A 19049-nucleotide genomic window follows, 5' to 3' on the forward strand; every position below is an offset into this window, starting at 1 on the left:
GGTCTCAACGCCGGCTGTCAGCCAGCTCGACTCTCACCTGGCCACGGAGGCTCAGCGAATCGCTCGCCCGACAACAAGCCGCTGTTCCGAGCGCACGGTCACCCTCCGCAACGCTCGGTCAGAAGCAGTGTCACCTCGAACCCTTATGACTCAGAGTCATAATTATGACTCTGAGTCATATCGCGCTTGGGGAGAAATCTCCTCCCGACCGTGCTGGGCCGGCTGAGGAAGCTCGGGGCCGAGTCGGACCGAGCCGAGCCGGACCGAGCCGAGCCGGACCGGACCGGACCGGACCAAGCCGGACCGAGCCAGGCGGAACCGAGCCAGGCCAGGCCAGGCCGAACCGAGCCAGGCCGAGCCGGGGCTCAGAGCTGCGGCATCACCTCGGCGGCGACCAGCTCCAGGTGGTCCAGGTCGGCCAGGTCGAGCACCTGGAGGTAGACGCGGTCGCTGCCGGTCTCGGCGTACCGGCCGAGTGTGTCGACCACCTCGGCGGGTGTGCCGGCGGCGCCGTTCGCGCGCAGCTCGTCGGGATCCCGGCCGATCGCCTCGGCGCGTCGGGCCACCTCGGCGTCGTCGCGCCCGCAACACAGCACCAGCGCGTTGGACCAGGTCATGGTGGACGGGTCCCGGTCGATCGCGGCGCAGGCGTCGCGTACCCGCTGGAACTGCGCCTTCGTGTCGTCGACGGAGGCGAACGGCAGGTTGAACTCGTCGGCGTAGCGGGCCGCCAGGCGGGGCGTGCGCTTCGGACCCATGCCGCCGAGCAGGATCGGCGGGTGGGGCCGCTGCACCGGCTTGGGCAGCGCCGGTGAGTCGCTCACCGGGTAGTAGGTGCCGGGGAAGTCGAACGTCGACCCGGGCGGGGTGGACCAGAGCCCGGTGATGACGGCGAGCTGCTCCTCCAGCCGGTCGAACCGCTCCCCCAGCGCCGGGAACGGAATGCCGTACGCGCTGTGCTCCTCGGCATACCAGCCGGTGCCGATGCCCAGCTCGACCCGGCCGCCGCTCATCTGGTCGACCTGCGCCACGGTGATGGCGAGCGGGCCGGGCAGCCGGAAGGTGGCGGCGCTCATCAGCGTGCCGAGCCGGATCCGGGTGGTGTCGCGGGCCAGGCCGGCGAGCGTGGTCCAGGCGTCGGTCGGACCGGGGTCCCCGCTCACCGAGCCCATCTTCAGGTAGTGGTCGGAGCGGAAGAACGCGGCGAACCCCGTCTCCTCCGCGCGGCGCGCCACGGCGAGCAACTGGTCGTAGCTGGCCCCCTGCTGGGGTTCGGTGAAGATCCGCAGTTCCATGCCCCGAGCATATGGACCCGACGGAGACGCGGCAGCGCCCGCCTGCATTCCTTGACAGTCATATAACCGGTGAGGCATATTGCCAGCGTGTCCGTGGACGCCTTCGCCGTACTGGCCGAACCCTCCCGCCGCCGCATCCTCGACCGGCTGCGCCGGGCGGAGAGCAGCGTCGGCGACCTGGTGGACGCGCTGGGGATGAGCCAGCCGGCCGTCTCCAAGCACCTGCGGGTGCTGCGCGAGGCCGGCCTGGTCACCTGCCGCACCGCCGCGCAGCGGCGGATCTACCGGGTCGACACCGGGCCGCTGCGGGCGGTGGACGACTGGCTCGGGCCCTACCGGCGGATGTGGGACACGCACCTCGACGCCCTGGAGCGCCACCTCGACAGTCAGGAGTGACCATGCAGCGCGACAGTTTCCGCCCCGGCCCGCTCGCCGACGTCGAGCTGGTTTCCGGGGGCGATCGGTGGGACCTGGTGCTCGTCCGCGACCTCCGGCATCCGCCGGAGAAGGTGTGGGCCGCCCTCACCGACCCGGCACAGCTGGCGCAGTGGGCGCCGTTCCGGTCCGACCACGACCTCGGCAGCCCCGGCGAGACCACGCTGCACACCGTCGACGGCGACCGGGCCCACCCGGCGCCGGCCCGGGTGCTGCGCGCCGACCGGCCACGCCTGCTGGAGTACACCTGGGGCGACGCCCTGCTCCGTTGGGAGCTGACCCCGGCCGGCGCCGGCACCACGCTCACCGTCCGGCAACGGATCGACCGGCCCGACCTCGCCCCGATGGTGGCCGCCGGCTGGCATCTCTGCCTCGACGTCGCCGGTCACCTGCTCGACGGCGATCCGGTCGGCCCGATCCGTGGCGCGGAGGCGAAGGACTTCGGCTGGGCGGAGCTGCGCGACGCGTACGCCGAGCGCCTGGACCGCCCCTGAGCCTCAGGCGGCGCGGGCCGGCGGGTCCGGCAGCGTGATCGCGTCCGAGGCCCGCCGGATCGGCTCGGCCACCCGGCTGACCATCCGCTCCCGGCCCGGCAGGTGCGGCAGGAGGCGCAGCATCGACGTCTGGAACCGGATCTGCGTGGCCGAGCCGAGCACCATCCCCTTCAGGTTGCGCTCGGCCAGGGCCTGGTTGGCCGCGACGAACGGCCGCATCCGCTGCTCGTACGCGGCGAACCCGGCCGCCGGCTGCCCGCCCGCCTCGGCCAACGCGGCGGCCAGCACGTACGCGCCGACCAGCCCCAGGCTGGTGCCCTGACCGGAGGCCGGCGAGGCGGCGTGGGCGGCGTCGCCGACCAGGCCGACCCGGCCGGACGACCAGCGCTCCATCCGGACCTGGCTCATGGCGTCGAGGTAGAGGTCCGGCGCGTCCGGCAGCGCGGCGAGCAGCTCGGGCACCCGCCATCCCGAGTCGGCGAACGCCCGCCCCAGCAACGCCCGCTGCCCGGCGGCGTCGCCGTGGTCGGGGGCGTCGGCCGGCGAGCGGAAGAGGAAGAGCGCCCGGGCGTCGGGCGCGCCGGCGGTCCGGTAGACGCCGACGGTGCGCCCGGGGGCCGGGTGCAGCAGCTCGACCCGCTCCTCGCCGAACCCGGCGGGCACGGTGCAGATGGCGATGTGGTGCCCGAGTGGGCGCAGGTACGCCGACTCCGGGCCGAACGCGAGTCGGCGTACCGTCGAGTGCAGTCCGTCGGCGCCGATCACCAGGTCGAAGCGGCGGCGCGCACCCCGCGCGAACGTCACGTCCACGCCGTCGGCGGTGGGGCGCAGCGCGGTGACCGACTCGTCGAAGCGGTGTTCCACGTCTCCGGTCGCCGCCCGCAGGATCCGGGTCAGGTCGCCGCGCATGATCTCGACGTCGCCCCCCGTGCGGCCGCCGAAGAGGGCCGCGTCCATGGTGGCGAGTTGCCGGCCGCGCCGGTCGAGGAATCGGGCCAGGCGCATGCCGGTGTCGTGCGCCCGGACCGAACCGGTCAGGCCCATCCGGTCCAGCACGGTGAGGGCGGCGCCCCGGACGTCCACCTTGTAGCCGCCGTTGCGGGGCGCGGCGGCCCGTTCCACGACCGTGGGTCGGAAGCCGTGGTGACGCAACCACCAGGCGAGGGCGCAGCCGGCGACACCGCCGCCGGAGATCAGCACATCGGTCATGCCACCGACGGTACAAGCGTGTCAGACGTTTGTGCAAGACAGAATTCCAACCCCTCGGTACGCTGTCCGGCATGGGTAATCGGGAGGACCTGCTCGCCGGGGCGAAGCGCTGCCTGATCGAGAAGGGCTACGCGGCCACGACCGCCCGGGACGTGGCCACCGCGGCCGGCACCAGCCTGGCCGCCATCGGCTACCACTTCCGCACCACGCGGGCGCTGCTCGACGAGGCGCTCGTCGGCGCGATGGCGGAGTGGGGCGAGGAGCTGGACCGCGCGCTGGCCCGGGACGCCGGACCGGACGCCGATCCCGAACAGCGGTTCGAGCTGGCCTGGGAACGGATCATCGAGTCGTTCGCCCGGCTGCGTCCCCTGTGGGCGGTGCAGTTCGAGCTGATCGCCCGGATGGACCGCTCCCCCGACCTGCGCGCGGCGTTCGCCGCCGCCAACCACCGGGCGCGACTCGGGCTGGCCGAGGTGTTCCACCGCCTCGACCCGGACACGGACGAGGCGACCGCGCTCAGGCTCGGCGCGTTCCACCAGGCGCTGCTCGGCGGTGTGGCGGCCCAGTGGCTGGTCGACCCGGACGCCGCACCCTCGGCTAAGGAGCTGACCCGAGCCCTGCGGACCGTCGCCCGGGAGCTGGGCCCGGGCTGACGAGCCGGGTCGACGGGGCCGCCACCGGCACGACCCCCGCCGCGCGGGCCGCCGTCAGTCCGCGGGACGGACGGCCGCGGTACGACCGACGAACTCGAAGGTCTGCCGCGGCATCGGCGACACCACCGCCCGCCGGGGCCGGACCTGATCGGACATCCGGCGATGTATGCCTTGGCCCGTCCAGCGCGCGTCGGACGGAGCGGCACGATGTGGTCCCCACCTCACCACATTCCCGTGAATCGTTTCGACGGAATTCGACACGCGGTCCGGCGCGTCCCCTTTCCCGCACCACCCGCCGATCGCTCGACCGAACTCCGAATATGACAATCACGCGACGATTCGCTATCAGCGCCTTCATATTCGCGAGTGCCGCTCACCGACGTCCACGCCGCCCGGCCGGATCGAACAGGAAGCATCCTGATCAGGGAAAACGCGGCTCCCGAGCGTGCGGGCGGGCTCACCCGAAGACCCGGAAGACCGAATTCGACCGCCGCTTTTTGTGTGCAGTTCCACATTCCCCGCAGTCCCGACTGGATTTGCGGCGATGACGTCGGTAGGTTTCTCGGCCGGCCCTCACGGACCAGATGACGTGACCGATGTTGATATGACGGACGAGACGCGAAGACTGCCTCCACCGGCGCGATCCGCGGTGGCCGGCGTCGGAGAGGGGATCGTGTCCGCGCTCGCAGTGAAGTCGCTCTACAAAATATTCGGCAACCGGGCCGACGAAGCGGTGGGACGCCTGGCGGGCGGCGCACCGCGCGCCGAGGCGCTGGCCGGCCTACCGGCCACGGCGGCCGTCATCGACGCGACCTTCGAGGTACGCCCCGGCGAGATCTTCGTCGTCATGGGCCTGTCCGGCTCCGGGAAGTCGACCCTCATCCGGATGCTGAACGGGCTGCTCCGCCCCACCGCGGGCAGCGTCCGGATCGACGGGGTCGAGGTGACCTCGCTCAAGCCGGCCGCGCTGCGCAAGCTGCGCCGGGACAAGGTCAGCATGGTCTTCCAGCACTTCGCGCTCATGCCGCACCGCACCGTGCTGGAGAACGCCGGTTACGCGCTGGAGGTCGCCGGCCTGCCCAAGGCGCAGCGGCGGGAGCGCGCGATGGACGCGTTGCGCATGGTCGGGCTGACCGAGTGGGCGGACAACCTCCCGCACGACCTCTCCGGCGGCATGCGCCAGCGGGTCGGCCTGGCCCGGGCGCTGGCCGCCGGCACCGACATCCTGCTCATGGACGAGGCGTTCTCGGCGCTCGACCCGCTCATCCGGCGCGAGATCCAGGACCAGCTCCTGGAGTTGCAGGCCGAGCTGGGCAAGACGATCGTCTTCATCACCCACGACCTCAACGAGGCGATGCGCCTCGGTGACCGGATCGCGGTGATGCGCGACGGCCGTATCGTCCAGATCGGCACCGCCGAGGAGATCCTCACCGATCCGGCGAACGACTACGTGGCACAGTTCGTGGCCGACGTGGACCGGACCCGGATCCTGACCGCCGCCTCCGTGATGGAGAAGCCGCATCACGTCCTCGACGTCAACGCCGGCCCCCGGGTCGCCGCCCGGGCACTGCGGGAGAGCCAGACCTCGGTGGTCTACGTGACCGGGCCGGGGAAGCGGTTCCTCGGCACGGTCACCGAGGACGAGGTGCTGCGCGCGCTGCGGGAGAACCGGCCCAACCTCGACGGGTACGTCTCGGGCGAGCGGGTCCGCACCGTCACCGAGGACACCGCCGTGGCCGACCTGTTCGCCGACTGCGCGGAGAGCCAGCACCCGGTGGCCGTCCTGGACGACCGGGGCCGGCTGACCGGGGTGATCCCCCGGATCACCCTGCTCAGCGCGCTCGCCAGCGCCACCCCGGACGAAGCGCCGCCCGCGTCGGCCCCGCACCCGCCGGTCCCGCGACCGGCCGAGCCCGCGACCGGGCCCGCCGAGGCGGAACTGGTCGGCGACAAGGAGATGTCGGCATGAGTCTGCGCGAATCCCCGCTCGACGCCGCCCTGCCCCGGGTTCCGCTGGGTGAGTGGACGGAGTCCGCGGTGGACTGGGCCACCCGTACTCTCGGCCCGGTCTTCGACGCCGTCGCGTCCGTGGTCGAGGCCCTGGTCAGCCCACTCGACCAACTGCTCAACGGCGTACCCGCAGTGGCGGTCGTCGCGGTGCTGGCCGCCCTGGGCTGGTGGCTGCGCGGCTGGAAGTTCGGCCTCGGCGCCGCGGTCGGTCTCGGTCTGGTGGCCGGGATGCCCTACTGGGAGGAGACCATGAGCACGCTCGCGCAGGTGCTCGTGGCCAGCGGGCTCGCCCTCGTGCTGGCGATCCCGCTGGGCGTCTTCGTGGCCGAGAACAGGCGGGCCTCCGCGCTGGCTCGGCCGGTGCTGGACCTGATGCAGACGATGCCGGCGTTCGTCTACCTGATCCCGGCGATCTTCTTCTTCGGCATCGGCACGGTGCCGGGCGTGCTCGCCACGCTGGTGTTCAGCATGCCGCCCGGCGTCCGCCTGACCGAGCTGGGCCTGCGCCAGGTCGACAAGGAGATCGTGCAGGCGGCCGAGTCCTTCGGCGCGCCGCCGTGGATGGTGCTGCTGCGGACGAAGCTCCCGCTGGCGCTGCCGACGATCATGACCGGCGTGAACCAGGTGATCATGCTGGCCCTGTCCATGGTGGTCATCGCCGGCATGGTCGGCGCCGGCGGACTCGGCGACGTGATCATGTTCGCGCTCTCCCAGGTCGAGGTGGGCAGCGGCTTCGAGGGCGGGATCGCGGTCGTGGTCCTCGCCGTCGTGCTCGACCGGCTCACCGATTCCGTGGGCGACCGGTTCCCCTCCGCGCGGGCCCAGCGCCTCGCGCGCGAGGCCGCCTGACCGTCGCCCTCCCCGCCGGCACCCCTGGTTCCCGCGTACGCGGAACCGCCGGCACCCCGAAAGGAAGGACAATTCTGTGTTCACGACAGTGAAGCGCGTGCTCGCGCTGGCGGTGACCGCCACCCTGGCCCTGGGCGGTGCGGCCGCCTGCGGTGACGGGTCGGACGACGCGTCCGGTGGCGACAAGAAGATCACCATCGGCTACATGGCCTGGGACGAGGCGGTCGCCGCCTCGAACCTGTGGCAGCACATCCTGGAGGACGAGGGCTACCGGGTCGAGCTCAAGAACCTGGAGGCCGGGCTGGTCTACGGCGGTCTGGCGAACGGCGACATCGACCTGTTCCTGGACGGCTGGCTGCCGCTCACCCACGCCTCCTACGTGGAGAAGTACGGCGACAAGCTGGAGAAGCTGGGCGTGTGGCACGACGACGCCAGCCTCAGCATCGCGGTGCCGAAGTACGTCGAGGGCGTCGACTCGCTGGCCGACCTGGCCGGCAAGGCCAGCACGTTCGGCGGCGAGATGATCGGCATCGAGCCCGGCGCCGGCCTCACCAAGGCCACCCAGGAGCAGGTGCTCCCGCAGTACGGCCTGGACGGCTCGATGAAGCTCAAGACGTCCTCCACCCCGGCCATGCTGGCCGCGCTCGACGGCGCCATCGCGGACAAGAAGCCGATCGTGGTCACGCTCTGGCACCCGCACTGGGCCTACGCCAAGTACGAGCTGAAGGACCTGACCGACCCGAAGGGCACCCTGGGCAAGGCCGAGCAGATCAACACGTTCGGCCGGCAGGGCTTCAGCGAGGACTTCCCCGAGGTCGCCGCGATGCTGAAGAAGTTCAAGATGGACGGTGACCAGCTCGCGTCGCTGGAGGACCTGATGTTCAACACGCACAAGGGCGACGAGAAGAAGGCGGTCGAGGAGTGGCTGAAGGCCAACCCCGACTACCTGAAGACGCTCGCCTGAGCGAACGTCCGTGACCCCAGGGGCCCCGCCGGTTCGGCGGGGCCCCTGGCCGTCCTACCGGTCGAGGTGGTCCGCGGGCGCGGTCTGCAACAGCCAGGCCAGAGGCATCCGGGCGTGTTCGGCGTAGCGGCCGTCGCCGCCGAGTTCGTGGAGGGTGACGGTCTGCGCGCCGTCGCGGTCCACCACCCAGTAGCGCGGGATGCCGACCGACGCGTACTCCCGGACCTTTGTCACCGAGTCCATCGCCTCCGAGCCGGGCGACACGATCTCGACCACCAGCACGACGTCTGTCACGGTCGACCAGACGCCACGCCCGGGCGGCTTCCGCCACACGCTGAGGTCGGGAATCCGGCCGCCGTCGCCGTTCGGCCCGGGGACCCGGACGCCGACTGCCTGAAGCACCTGATCGGCCGGCCACCCTGCCATGATCAGCCACGCGAAGAGACGGCTGGCGATGATCGCGTGCTCCGAGTCGGGCGGCGGCATGACCGACAGGACCCCCTCGGGGCTCGTCTCGTAGCGGTGGCCGTTCGGGTCGGCGGCGTTCATCGTCGCCACGTCGTCGAGCGTCACGACGGCAGGCATGTGCATGCCGACAGCCTCAGCGCTCATGCCGCCATCCTAGACGGCGGCCCGGTCGTCGCCCGGCATCTCGATGGCGACCCGTCAGGCCGCCCGCCGGCGTAGCCAGCCGGTGCCGCCGGCGACCACCGTCGCCCCGATCGCGGTGCCGATCGCCACCAGCGCCGCCCCGATCGCCCACAGGCCGCTGTCGTCGCCCGCGGCGGCGTGCGCCGCCCACGGCACGGTGAACGCCACCGTCATCACCGAGGCGACCAGCCAGGTGTTCAGCCACCACCCGCCGGCCACGGCGAGCGCCACCAGGGTCAGCACCGCGGCGGCCACCTGCCGGACCGCGTACGGTCCGCTGGCCGCGCCGGTCTCCGGGTCCACTGTCCATCCGGACTCCCAGCTCAGCCAGGCCCACCAGGCGCCGGCCGTGGCCGCCGCGAGGATCAGCCCGCCGAGCACCGCACGTCTCGTCGTCACACCTGGACATCCTGCCGCCCCGCGCGGGCGGACGGATGAGCATGCGTACTCGCTTCCGATGAGGTGCTGGCAGGATCTCCAGGTGTGACGAGTGTGTCCCGCCCGCCGGGCGCGCTGCCGCGGATCGTGCCGGCGGAGGCGCTCGCGGACGTACCGGCCGACCGGTTCCTGGCGTTGCTGGAGGCGGTCACGATGGTGCTCACCCTGCCCGGCGACGCGGCGGGGCGGGTGGACGCGCTGGTGGTCCCCACCGGCCAGGGCGAGGACTGGCGCCTCACCGACGCGATCCGTGCCTGGGAGGTCGACCCGGCGCCGCGCCATCTGCTGGTGGCGAGCACCAACCCGGCCGAGCGGACCTACCGCCCGCTCACGCTGGACCGCCTGCGGGCGCTCGGGCTGCGCCGGGTCGACGGGGTCGTGCTCCAGACCGAGCCGGCCGGCGACACCGGCCAGCAGGCCCGGTGGATCGTCGACCGGGTTCGGGAGTTGGGCATCGGCAGTCTCGCGCTGGTCGTCTCCCCGTATCACCTGGTCCGGGTCTACCTCACCGTGTTGCGGGCCGCCGACGACGCCGGTCTGCGGGTGCCGATGGTCCCGCTGCCCGTGGCGGTCGCCCCGCACGCCCCGGTGCCGGAGACCGGGGCGTGCGGGTACGACCTGGTGGCCGGCGAGGTCAGCCGGTTGCTCCGCTATCCCGACGAGGGCTGGATCGCCACCCCGGAGCGGCTGCGCCACTATCTGCACTGGCTCTGGACCGAGCACCGGGCCCTGCTCACCGACCCCGGGCCCGATCCGCTCAGTGCCAGTCGCTGATCCGCACGTCGCGCGGCGACGGCGCGCCCTCGCCGCTCTCCACCAGCGACTTCAGGCTCATCAGGTAGGACCCCCACTTCGTGCCGCAGTGGTGCATGAACTCGACCGGCTCACGCCAGCCCCGGTGGGCGAAGAGCACGATCGTCCAGTCGCCGTCCTGGCGCAGGTCCCACTCGACGGTGGTGCCGACCCACTCCGGCGGGCCGTCCACCACCCGCCAGACCACCCGCTCGGACGGCCGCAGCTCGACGACCTCCATGTCGAACCCGCCGGGCGGGAAGCGGAACTCGAGGACGCCACCGACCTCGGGACTGCCCGTCGTGTCGTCGGTCCACCAGCCGGCCAGCCCGTCGACGGTCGTCAGCGCCTCGTACGCCGTCGTGGGGTCCGGGGTCCGCACCCCGATGCGGTGCAGGATGTCCACCATCTCGATCTCCTCGTCTCGTCATTCGGGTCGGGCGCGCTGGATCTCCTCGGCGATCCGCTTGATCCGCCGCAGGCGGGCGTCCCAGGCGGAGCCGACCGTCGCGAGTTGGGCCACCGCGCGGGCGAGCTGGGCGTCGTCGACGCGGTAGCGCCGTTCCCGGCCGGCCGCGTCGCCCCGGACCAGACCGACCCGGTCGAGGACGCCGAGGTGCTTGGCCACCGCCTGGCGGGTCACCGGCATCTGCCGGCTCAGCGACGTGGCGGTGCCGCCGCCCTCGGCGAGCAGCAGGTCGAGCATCCGGCGGCGGGTCGGGTCCCCGATCGCGGACCACAGGTCGTCGTCGACCGGCTCGACCAGGGTGCTGGTCACGGCCGGACGGCCAGCGTCGCGGCGTAGGGCGGCAGTTGCGGCAGGAAGTGGTCCCAGCCGCTGACGTGCTCCCGGTACTGCTGCTCCAGCACGGCGAGCTCCCAGCCCATCTCCCGGAAGCCGGTCTCGGTCATCCGCAGCAGGGTGCCGGCGCCGGACGGGGTCAGCTCGAACGTGACCAGCAGCGAGTTGCCCTCCACCGGCGTCTCGCCGGCGGGGTGGGTCCAGCGGAACGAGAACGTCCGGGGCGGGCGCGCGTCGACGACCGTGAACGGGACGACGGTGTCGCCGAAGACGATCTCGCCGGGTGCGCCGGGGGTCGGGGTGTAGCGGGCCTCGTCGGGCCACCATCTCGACAGGTGCTCGGGGCTGCTCACCACCTCGAAGACGATGTCGGGCGACGCCTCGACGAAGATCTCCCGCTCGATGGTTCCGTACTCCATGGCCACCTCCTGCAACCTTTGGTTGCAGGTGACGTTAGCCGCTACGGACGCGACGCGCAACCATTTGTTGCATGTTCGCGCCGGTGTCAGCGTCGCGTGCGTCCGCTGCCAGCGGCACCCGCCATGGTCGGTGCCATGACGTACGCATTCGAGGCGGAGGGCCTGGTCAAGCGGTTCGGTACGACGACCGCGCTGGCCGGGATCGACCTCGCCGCACGACGGGGGACCGTGCTGGGGGTGCTGGGGCCCAACGGCGCCGGCAAGACCACGGCGGTGCGGATCCTCGCCACCCTGTTGCGCCCGGACGCCGGGCGCGCCACCGTCGGCGGCCACGACGTGGTCGCCGACGCCGCCGAGGTACGCCGGTTGATCGGACTCACCGGCCAGTACGCCTCGGTCGACGAGGACCTGACCGGTACGCAGAACCTGGTCCTGATCGGCCGACTGCTCGACCTGAGCCGCCGCGACGTCCGGGCCCGGGCCGCCGAACTGCTCGCCTGGTTCGACCTGACCGAGGCGGCCGGACGGCCGGCCAAGACGTACTCCGGTGGCATGCGCCGCCGGCTGGACCTGGCCGCGAGCCTGGTCGGCCGACCGGAGGTGATCTACCTGGACGAGCCGACGACCGGCCTGGACCCGGCCAAACGCGAGGAGATGTGGGGCGTGGTCCGCTCGCTGGTGGACGACGGCTCGACCGTGCTGCTGACCACGCAGTACCTGGACGAGGCCGACGCGCTGGCGGACGAGATCTCGGTGATCGACCACGGCCGGGTGATCGCCCACGGCACGCCGGGCGAGCTGAAGCGGATCGCCGGCAGCCAGACGATCGTGGTCCGGCCGACCGAGCCCGACCGGATCGGCGAGGTCGCCGAGATCCTGCGCGCCAGCACCGGGGCCGAACCCGAGCTGCCCCGCCCCGGCCTGCTCACCGTGCCGGTCGAGGGCGACGCCCCGTTCACCGCCGTGGTCCGCCGGCTCGACGAAGCCGGCATCGGAGTGGTCGAGCTGGCGCTGCGGCTGCCCAGCCTCGACGAGGTGTTCTTCACGTTGACCGGCCACGGCGCCGACGAGCCCACGGAGGTGGCGGCATGACCACGACCATCCGCGCGGCGGCGACGCCGCCCCGCACGCGCGCGCCCCGGGGCGCCGCCCGCCGGTTCGGACTGGCCCGGCACAGCCTCGCGCTCGCCGGCCGCAGCCTGATCAAGACGCTCCGCACACCGGAGCAGCTGCTGGACGTCACGCTCCAGCCGATCATCTTCGTGCTGATCTTCGTCTACCTGCTCGGCGGCGCGATCTCCGGCTCGCAGCACGCGTACCTGGAGTTCCTGCTCCCGGCGATCATGGTGCAGACGGTGCTCTTCGCGTCCATCGCGACCGGCGTCAGCCTCAACACCGACGTCGAGAAGGGCGTCTTCGACCGGTTCCGCAGCCTTCCCATCGCCCGGTCCGCGCCGCTGGTCGGTTCGGTCGTGGGCGACCTGGTCCGGTTCGTGGTCTCCATCGTGGTGCTGTTCGCGTTCGGCTACGCCATCGGCTTCCGGATCGGCACCGACCCGCTGTCCACGCTGGCCGCCTGCCTGCTGACCATCGCGTTCGCGTTCGCGGTCAGTTGGATCGGCGTGCTGCTCGGCGTGGTGATGCGCAGCCCGGGCGCCGTGCAGGGCACCGCGTTCCTGGTGCTGTTCCCGCTCACCTTCGGCACCAACATGATGGTGCCGACCGACACGCTGCCCGGGTGGTTGCGGTGGTGGGTCGGGATCAACCCGGTGGCCGACGTGATGGAGGCGGCCCGCGGCCTGATCATCGGCGGCCCGGTGGCCGGGCCGGTGACCCGGTCGCTGCTCTGGACCGTGGCGATCATCGCGGTCTTCGCGCCGCTCGCGGTGCGCGCCTACCGACGTCGCGCCTGACCGGCCTCACCGAGCCGGGTCGCCGCCCACGAACGCGAGGGCGTCGGCCCGGCTCAGGCCGTGCCCCCGGGCGTACGCGGCGGCGTAGCCGTCCTCGCCCAGCTCGGTCCGCAGCCGTTCGGCGAGCCGCTGCGCGTCCGGGTTGGAGCGGTCCGGCCAGCCGCGCAGCGCGTCGGACGTGCCGAGCAGCTCGGCGGCCCGCTCGTACCGGCCCTCCGCCTCGGCGACCGCGCCCCAGCCGACCGCGATGATCGCCACCACCGGCATGTCCCGCGCGGCCAGCCCTCGGACGGTGGCCTCCGCCAGATGACGGCGGGCACCCGGCACGTCGCCGCGCGCGAGCGCGAGGTGCGCCATCACGGCCAGCAGCAGGCCGCGGAACTGCGGCGCGACGAGCGGCGCCTCGTCCTGCCGGCGCATCGCCTCGGCGAGGCACTCCTGCGCCTCGTCGAGCGAGCCCTCCAGCCGGGCGATGTCGCCGAGCATCATCAGCCCGAAAGCGGCGTCCCGGCCGTCCCGGTCGGCCACCCGGTCGGCGACGAACCGGCGTAGCTCCGCCTTGGCGCCGGCCACGTCGCCGGAGCGGGCGCGGATGGCCGCCAGCCAGATCAGCTGGAAGCCCGGCTCGGCGGTCGGGTCGAGTTCGCGGACCAGGCGCGCCGACTCCTCCAGCGCGGCCGTGGCCGCCGCGAAGTCGCCGCGTTTGGTCAGCGCGTCGGCGTACTGGCTCAGCACCATCGACAGGCTCCACCGCTCGCCCACCGCGCGCAGCTCCTCCACCGCCCCGGTCAGGTCGCGCAGCATGCCCTCGGCGTCGCCGTCGTTCTCCCTGATCTGGCCGCGCATCGCCAGCAGCGTCCCGTCGGTCCACGGGTCGGGGTGCCCACGCGCCCGGTCGACCGCCGCGATCCCGGCGGCCGTGTCGTCGGTGAAGATCGACAGGGCCGGTTCGAGCAGCGCCACCAGCGGGTGCCCGCTTCCCTTGGCCGCGCGCACGGCGTCGATCAGCTCGGCGACCCGCTCCGGCGTCGGCTCGTGGGCGTTGTGGAACATCTCCGTGACGACGCGGATGGCGAGCACCACGGCCCGCTCCCCCGGCGGCGTCGGCCCGGGCAGCGCGAGCGCACGGGCCAGCACGTCACCGCCGATGCCGCCGTCGTCGCCCCAGATCGTCAACGGCAGCGCCAGCCCCGCGCCGATCCGCAGCGCGGTGTCCGCGTCGCCCGCGTCGCAGGCGTAGTGCAGCGCGCCGACGATGTTCTCCCGCTCCGCCTCGAGCAACCGCAGCCAGGGCAGTTGGCCGGCGGTCCGCAGGTGCGGCTCGGCGGCGCCGACCAGATCCCGGAAGTACGCGGCGTGCGCGGCCCGCGCCCCGGCCCCCTCCCCGGCCGCGGCGAGCCGCTCCAGCCCGTACTCCCGGATGGTCTCCAGCATCCGGAACCGCCCGTCGTCGACCACCTGGAGCAGCGACTTGTCGACGAGCGCGTCGAGCAGCGCGGCGGCGGCCGGGCCGGCGACGCCGGCCGCCGAGTCGGCGGTGACGGACGCCGGGAAGACCGCCAGCCGCTCGGCGAGCCGGCGCTCGTCGTCGGTGAGCAGTCCCCAGCTCCAGTCCACCACCGCCCGCAGCGTCCGGTGCCGGGGCAGCGCGGTGCGGCTGCCGCCGGTCAGCAACCGGAACCGGTCGTCCAGGCCGGCCGCGACCTGCCGGGGCGACAGCGTCCGCAGCCGCGCCGCCGCCAGCTCGATCGCGAGCGGCATGCCGTCGAGCCGGCGGCAGATCTCCACCACGTCCGCGACGTTGTCGTCGGTCACCGCGAAACCGGACCGCACGGCCGCGGCCCGGTCGCGCAGCAACTGCACCGACGGGTACGCGGCCGCGTCGCCCGGGGTGGCGTCGGCCGGCGGCAGGCGCAACGGCGGTACGGGTTCCAGCACCTCGCCGACGATGCCCAGCGGCTCCCGGGAGGTGGCCAGCACGCGCAGCCCCGGGCAGCGGCCGAGCAGTTCCTCGGCGAGCCGGGCGGCGGCCTCGACGACGTGTTCGCAGTTGTCCAGCACGATCAGCGTCTCGTCGGCGGAGATCGCGTCGACCAGCCGACCGAGCGTGTCGCGGAGCGTGGGTCGGACCGGTTCCCGCGTCCGCTCCCGCCGGCCCACCGTGTCGAGCACGGCCCGGGCCACGTCGGCCGGGTCGGTGATCGGCGCCAGCTCGACCAGCCAGGCCCCGCCGGGCACACCGTCGGCCAGCCGGCCCGCCGCGACGCTCGCCAGCCGGGTCTTGCCGGCCCCACCCGGGCCGATGAGCGTGACCAGCCGGTTGCCGGCGAGCAGCCCGGTGAGCCGGCGCAGGTCCTCGTCCCGCCCGACGAACGTGGTGAGCGCCGACCGCAGGTTGCCGCGCCGCCCGACGGACCCGGGCGCCGGGGCAGCCTCGCCCCGCAGCAGCGCCAGGTGCGCGGCCCGCAGCTCGGGCGAGGGGTCGACGCCCAGCTCCTCGGCGAGCCGCTCGCGGATCCGCTCGTACCCGGCCAGCGCCTCGGCGGGCCGCCCGGCGGCGGCCAGCGTGCGCAGGCGCAGCGCGGCCAGCCGCTCCCGCAGCGGATGCGCGGCGGTCAGCTCGTCCAGCTCGGCGACCAGCAGCTCCGGCCGCCCGGTCCGCAGCTCCGCCTCGATCCGGTCCTCCTGCGCGGTGAGCCGCAGCTCGGCCAGCCGGGCCGCGGCGGTCGCCGCGTACGGGGCGTCGGCGACCTCGGCCAGTGCCGGGCCCCGCCACAGCGCCAGCGCGTCACGCAGTGTCGTGAGCGCCTCCCGCGCGTTGCCGTCCCGCAGCGCCTCCCGACCCTGCCGGGCCAGCCGCTCGAAACACCCGGCGTCCACGTGGTCGGGGTCGAGGTCGAGCCGGTAGCCGGCCGGACCGCTGCGCACCCCCAGCCCGGGCACGGCCCGGCGCAGCCGGGACACCAGCGTCTGCACCGCGTTGGCGGTGTCGGCGGGCGGCGCGTCCGCCCAGAGCGCGTCGGCCAGCGCGGACAGGCTCACCGGGCGACCCGCGTCCAGGGCGAGGCGGATCAGCAGCGCCCGCAGTCGCGCCCCGGCGACGACGACGGACCGCTCGCCGTCGCGGACCTCAAGCGGCCCGAGGATCCCCACCCGCACGCTGCCACTTTCTCATCCGCGTGCACCGCCCGAGCAGTCAGGCGTCACGACGCAGGTGGCGAGTGAGCGCCGGCCGACCGCGTCAGTCGTCGCCGCGTACGCGGGCGTGCACCTCCATGTCGTGCCGTCCGTCGGCGTGCACGGCCGCGTTGCGCCTGGTGCCCTCCGCTCGGAAGCCCGCCTTGACGGCGACCCGGCAGGAGGCGTGGTTGCGGGTCGAGTGGTCGAGTTCGAGACGGTGGAAGCCCACCTCACCGAGCGCCCAGTCGCTCACCGCCCGCAACGACCGGGAGGCCACACCCGCGCCACGGGCGGCCGGAACCACCCAGTACGCGCACACCGCCACCCCGTCACCGAGGTCCATGCCACCGAGGACCATGCGTCCCAACACGTCACCGCCGCCGTACGTCATCGCCCAGCTCGCCGCGATCTCCTGCCGCCACGCCCGGTGGTAGAACGCGAACCACTCGCGTACCTGCTCCTCGGAGGCGGGTCGGCGGGTGTGCCAGCGCTGGATCTCCGGATCCTGGTAGGCGGCCAGAAAGGCCGCCGCGTCGGACGCCCGCCAGGGCCGCAGGACGAGGTCACCGCCGGCGGTGAGCGTCGGCTGCGGACCGACCGCGAGCGTGCCGGCGGGAATGGCGGGCGGTGTCGACAGGGGAAACCTCACCCGCCCATCCTGCCCGCGTTCGACTCCTAGAATCGAGTGGTGAACCGCATCGACCGGGCGAGCCGGACGATCGCCGCAGCGCCCGCGGCGATCTACGACGCGCTCCTCGACCGAGAGGCGCTCGAGGCGTGGCTGCCGCCCGACGGCATGCGCGGGCGGATCGAGCGGTGGGATCCGCGCCCCGGCGGCGGGTTCCGGATGGTGCTCACCTACCTCGACCCCAGCGGCAGTCCGGGCAAGACGTCGGACGCGACGGACGTCGTCGACGTCGGGTTCGCCGACCTGGTACGGCCGGCGCGGGTGGTGCAGACCGCGGTGTTCCGGGCCGACGACCCGGCGTACGCCGGCACCATGACGATGACCTGGCACCTCGCCGCGGCCGGCGACGGCACCGAGGTGACGGTGACCGCGACCGGCGTGCCGTCCGGCATCGACCAGGCCGACCACGAGGCGGGCATCGCGTCCTCGTTGGCGAACCTCGCCTCGTACGTCGAGCCCGGCGACTGACCCTCGTTCCTCAGCGCGTCGCCGCGCGCGCCTGCTCGGTCCGCCCCGACGGACCGGTAGCGTCGGGGCGTGGCAGCGGTGGCGGCGGGAGTCTTTCGTCGGACTCCTCTCGAACGGTCCGACCAGCGCCTCGCGTGGGACCGCACCGATCAGGCGTTCTTCGCCGCCGGCGCGTGCCACATCCTGGCCTGGGTGTGCCGGGACGCCTACCCCGACCGGCCGGTCGGGCTCGCCGGACTGCGCTTCACCGACGACCCGCAGGTCTGGCACGTGTACGCGACCTGGGCGGGGTGGGCGTTCGACCACTCCGGCTGGCATCCGGAGGCGGATCTGCTGGCGGCGAACCGCGACTTCGAGAGCCGGCCACTGGAGGCCGTCGCGCTCCCCGCCGACCTGGCCGAGTTCTGCGCGGCGCACCACAGCCGCATGCCGCACCAGTACTGGGGGGATCCACTTCCTCGCGCCCGCGCCTACCTGGCCCGGCACACGCCGCCGTGGGCGTAGTGGTTCGCCGCTACTCGCTCGATCCGGTCTCCCGCTCGCTCCACCGCCGCGCAAACCCGGTGACGCCACGGTCCTGGATCCGGGATGCTGCGGCGCATGACCATCATCAGCTCCAACCCCGAGGGCGTGCACCCCACCCCGGGCTACCACCACGTCACGGTCGTCGCGGCCGGTCGCACCGCCTACCTCGCCGGCCAGTGCCCGTTGGACGCCGACGGTGTCCTGGCGGGCCCCGGTGACGTGGAGGCCCAGGTGGATCAGGTCGCCAGGAATGCGCTGACCGCTCTCCGGTCGGTCGGCGCCGGTCCCGAGCACGTCGTGCGTACCGTCATCTACGTCGTCAGCGCCGACCAGACCGTGCTGGCCCAGGTGTGGCGACGGTTCCTCGCCTCGCCACTGGCGGGCGCGTTCACGACCGCCAGCACGCTGCTCGGCGTGGCCCAGCTCGGTTTCACCGGGCAGTTGGTCGAGCTGGACGTCACCGCGGCGCTGCCCGAGCCGTCGTAGGTCGGGTATCGCGGATCCCCTCGTCGTCGGACCCGCGGGTGTCGAGCAGCATGTTCTCGCCCGTCCCGGCGCCCCCGGCGCGCCACCGCCGCGGGCGCGACAGCGAATGAGATCCACGGGGCGGTCGTCCCGCCCCGTCACCGCGGTGTTTCACCGGCCGGCGGCCTCTCGCGCGTTCCGCTCCACCATGTCTCGGTGAGCGGCCCAGTGCGCCGCGTCCGACGTGGGCATGTTCGTCGTCGTACGCAGCAGGCCGACGGTGCCGTCGATCAGCTCCCGAACGATGTCGGCGTGCCCGGCGTGGCGCTGCGTCTCGGCGGTGACGTGGACCAGGACCTGGTGCAGTGTCACCTCACCACCGTCGCCCCACCACGGCACCCGGCCGACGGCGTCCAGCGGCAGGGCCTCGATCGTCGCGTCCGCGTGTGCCCAGGCCTGCCGGTAGAGGTCGACGACGGACTCGCGCGACTCAGTCGGCAGAGCCCAGGCGTCCCACGACGCGTCACCCTCGCACCATCGGGCGACGGCGTCACCCGGCCGCCCGAACGTCTCACCGAAGTATCCGAACTCGCCGCGCGCCAGGTGCTTGACCAGACCCAGCAAGTTCGTGCCGGTGGGCGTCAGCGGACGCCGGACGTCGTACTCGTCCAGCCCGTCGAGCTTCCACACCACCGCCTCCCGGGCACCGCGCAGATAGTCGAGCAGGTTCGCCTTCGGGTCGTAGATCGCCATGGCACACAGCATGAGGCATCGATGCTCGCTCGGCCGGCCCTCCGGT

The 19049-nt window shown here is 73.3% G+C and carries 22 protein-coding genes; 12 read left to right on the forward strand and 10 right to left on the reverse strand.

Features of this window, described 5'->3' with window-relative positions:
* Positions 1–365 precede the first annotated feature (365 nt).
* Positions 366–1295: an LLM class F420-dependent oxidoreductase gene (locus tag O7600_RS11100; RefSeq protein WP_281593516.1), complete on the reverse strand. Its 930-nt coding sequence runs from the start codon at positions 1293–1295 to the stop codon at positions 366–368.
* 87 nt (positions 1296–1382) lie between these two features.
* Between O7600_RS11100 and O7600_RS11105 the strand changes: the two genes are divergently transcribed.
* Together O7600_RS11105 and O7600_RS11110 are read left to right on the forward strand one after the other, a co-directional pair.
* Entirely contained in the window at positions 1383–1691 is a 309-nt protein-coding gene (locus O7600_RS11105) for a metalloregulator ArsR/SmtB family transcription factor (protein ID WP_172967944.1), read from the forward strand.
* A gap of 2 nt (positions 1692–1693) precedes the next feature.
* Complete coding sequence (locus O7600_RS11110) at positions 1694–2224, forward strand: SRPBCC family protein (RefSeq protein WP_281593517.1); 531 nt, start codon at positions 1694–1696, stop codon at positions 2222–2224.
* A gap of 3 nt (positions 2225–2227) precedes the next feature.
* Here the strand turns inward: O7600_RS11110 and O7600_RS11115 are convergent, their stop codons facing one another.
* Positions 2228–3433 (reverse strand): FAD-dependent monooxygenase, encoded by a 1206-nt coding sequence (locus O7600_RS11115; RefSeq protein WP_281593518.1) that lies wholly within the window; start codon positions 3431–3433, stop codon positions 2228–2230.
* Positions 3434–3504: 71 nt separating this feature from the next.
* On the opposite strand from O7600_RS11115, the gene O7600_RS11120 reads away from it, so the two are divergent.
* From O7600_RS11120 to O7600_RS11135, 4 genes are all read left to right on the forward strand, one after another.
* Positions 3505–4086: a TetR/AcrR family transcriptional regulator gene (locus O7600_RS11120; protein ID WP_281593519.1), complete on the forward strand. Its 582-nt coding sequence runs from the start codon at positions 3505–3507 to the stop codon at positions 4084–4086.
* A gap of 673 nt (positions 4087–4759) precedes the next feature.
* A complete protein-coding gene (locus O7600_RS11125) occupies positions 4760–6055 on the forward strand; it encodes a glycine betaine/L-proline ABC transporter ATP-binding protein (protein ID WP_281593520.1) in 1296 nt (431 codons plus the stop codon).
* A complete protein-coding gene (locus O7600_RS11130; RefSeq protein ID WP_281593521.1) occupies positions 6052–6945 on the forward strand; it encodes an ABC transporter permease subunit in 894 nt (297 codons plus the stop codon). Before O7600_RS11125 ends, O7600_RS11130 begins: the two co-directional genes overlap by 4 nt.
* A 76-nt stretch (positions 6946–7021) precedes the next feature.
* The gene (locus tag O7600_RS11135) at positions 7022–7909 is read left to right on the forward strand and encodes a glycine betaine ABC transporter substrate-binding protein (RefSeq protein WP_281593522.1); all 888 of its coding nucleotides are present in this window, start codon (positions 7022–7024) and stop codon (positions 7907–7909) included.
* Between the two features lie 54 nt (positions 7910–7963).
* Here O7600_RS11135 and O7600_RS11140 read toward each other — a convergent pair whose 3' ends face one another.
* On the reverse strand, positions 7964–8521 hold the full coding sequence (locus O7600_RS11140; RefSeq protein WP_281593523.1) for a Uma2 family endonuclease: 558 nt from the start codon (positions 8519–8521) through the stop codon (positions 7964–7966).
* A 54-nt stretch (positions 8522–8575) separates the two neighbouring features.
* Positions 8576–8959, reverse strand: a complete 384-nt coding sequence (locus tag O7600_RS11145; RefSeq protein ID WP_281593524.1) for a hypothetical protein — start codon at positions 8957–8959, stop codon at positions 8576–8578.
* 84 nt (positions 8960–9043) lie between these two features.
* Here O7600_RS11145 and O7600_RS11150 point away from each other — a divergent pair, with 84 nt between their 5' ends.
* A complete protein-coding gene (locus O7600_RS11150; RefSeq protein ID WP_281593525.1) occupies positions 9044–9772 on the forward strand; it encodes a hypothetical protein in 729 nt (242 codons plus the stop codon).
* On the opposite strand, the gene O7600_RS11155 is transcribed toward O7600_RS11150, so the two are convergent.
* The 3 genes from O7600_RS11155 to O7600_RS11165 are packed head-to-tail and all read right to left on the reverse strand — an operon-like array spanning position 9756 to position 11011.
* On the reverse strand, positions 9756–10199 hold the full coding sequence (locus O7600_RS11155; RefSeq protein WP_281593526.1) for an SRPBCC domain-containing protein: 444 nt from the start codon (positions 10197–10199) through the stop codon (positions 9756–9758). The two genes, O7600_RS11150 and O7600_RS11155, sit on opposite strands and share 17 nt — an antisense overlap.
* 18 nt (positions 10200–10217) lie before the next feature.
* Positions 10218–10568, reverse strand: a complete 351-nt coding sequence (locus tag O7600_RS11160) for a metalloregulator ArsR/SmtB family transcription factor (protein WP_281593527.1) — start codon at positions 10566–10568, stop codon at positions 10218–10220.
* Entirely contained in the window at positions 10565–11011 is a 447-nt protein-coding gene (locus O7600_RS11165) for an SRPBCC family protein (protein WP_281593528.1), read from the reverse strand. The genes O7600_RS11160 and O7600_RS11165 overlap by 4 nt, the downstream gene beginning before the upstream one ends.
* A gap of 135 nt (positions 11012–11146) precedes the next feature.
* Here O7600_RS11165 and O7600_RS11170 point away from each other — a divergent pair, with 135 nt between their 5' ends.
* Both O7600_RS11170 and O7600_RS11175 read left to right on the forward strand, forming a co-directional pair.
* Positions 11147–12103, forward strand: coding sequence for an ATP-binding cassette domain-containing protein (locus O7600_RS11170; protein ID WP_281593529.1), 957 nt, complete (start codon positions 11147–11149; stop codon positions 12101–12103).
* Positions 12100–12924: an ABC transporter permease gene (locus O7600_RS11175; RefSeq protein ID WP_281593530.1), complete on the forward strand. Its 825-nt coding sequence runs from the start codon at positions 12100–12102 to the stop codon at positions 12922–12924. The genes O7600_RS11170 and O7600_RS11175 overlap by 4 nt, the downstream gene beginning before the upstream one ends.
* Before the next feature lie 6 nt (positions 12925–12930).
* On the opposite strand, the gene O7600_RS11180 is transcribed toward O7600_RS11175, so the two are convergent.
* Positions 12931–16083, reverse strand: coding sequence for a BTAD domain-containing putative transcriptional regulator (locus O7600_RS11180; RefSeq protein ID WP_281593531.1), 3153 nt, complete (start codon positions 16081–16083; stop codon positions 12931–12933).
* An 82-nt stretch (positions 16084–16165) separates the two neighbouring features.
* A complete protein-coding gene (locus tag O7600_RS11185) occupies positions 16166–16753 on the reverse strand; it encodes a GNAT family N-acetyltransferase (RefSeq protein ID WP_281593532.1) in 588 nt (195 codons plus the stop codon).
* Between the two features lie 39 nt (positions 16754–16792).
* Between O7600_RS11185 and O7600_RS11190 the strand changes: the two genes are divergently transcribed.
* The 3 genes from O7600_RS11190 (at position 16793) to O7600_RS11200 (ending at position 18271) form a co-directional block, all read left to right on the forward strand.
* On the forward strand, positions 16793–17260 hold the full coding sequence (locus tag O7600_RS11190) for an SRPBCC family protein (protein ID WP_281593533.1): 468 nt from the start codon (positions 16793–16795) through the stop codon (positions 17258–17260).
* Between the two features lie 69 nt (positions 17261–17329).
* Positions 17330–17764 (forward strand): hypothetical protein, encoded by a 435-nt coding sequence (locus O7600_RS11195; RefSeq protein ID WP_281593534.1) that lies wholly within the window; start codon positions 17330–17332, stop codon positions 17762–17764.
* A 96-nt stretch (positions 17765–17860) separates the two neighbouring features.
* On the forward strand, positions 17861–18271 hold the full coding sequence (locus O7600_RS11200; protein WP_281593535.1) for a RidA family protein: 411 nt from the start codon (positions 17861–17863) through the stop codon (positions 18269–18271).
* 150 nt (positions 18272–18421) lie between these two features.
* On the opposite strand, the gene O7600_RS11205 is transcribed toward O7600_RS11200, so the two are convergent.
* The gene (locus O7600_RS11205; RefSeq protein WP_281593536.1) at positions 18422–19003 is read right to left on the reverse strand and encodes a DinB family protein; all 582 of its coding nucleotides are present in this window, start codon (positions 19001–19003) and stop codon (positions 18422–18424) included.
* Positions 19004–19049: the final 46 nt, after the last annotated feature.

Source organism: Micromonospora sp. WMMA1998, assembly GCF_027497375.1.
Classification (GTDB): Bacteria; Actinomycetota; Actinomycetes; order Mycobacteriales; family Micromonosporaceae; genus Micromonospora; species Micromonospora sediminicola.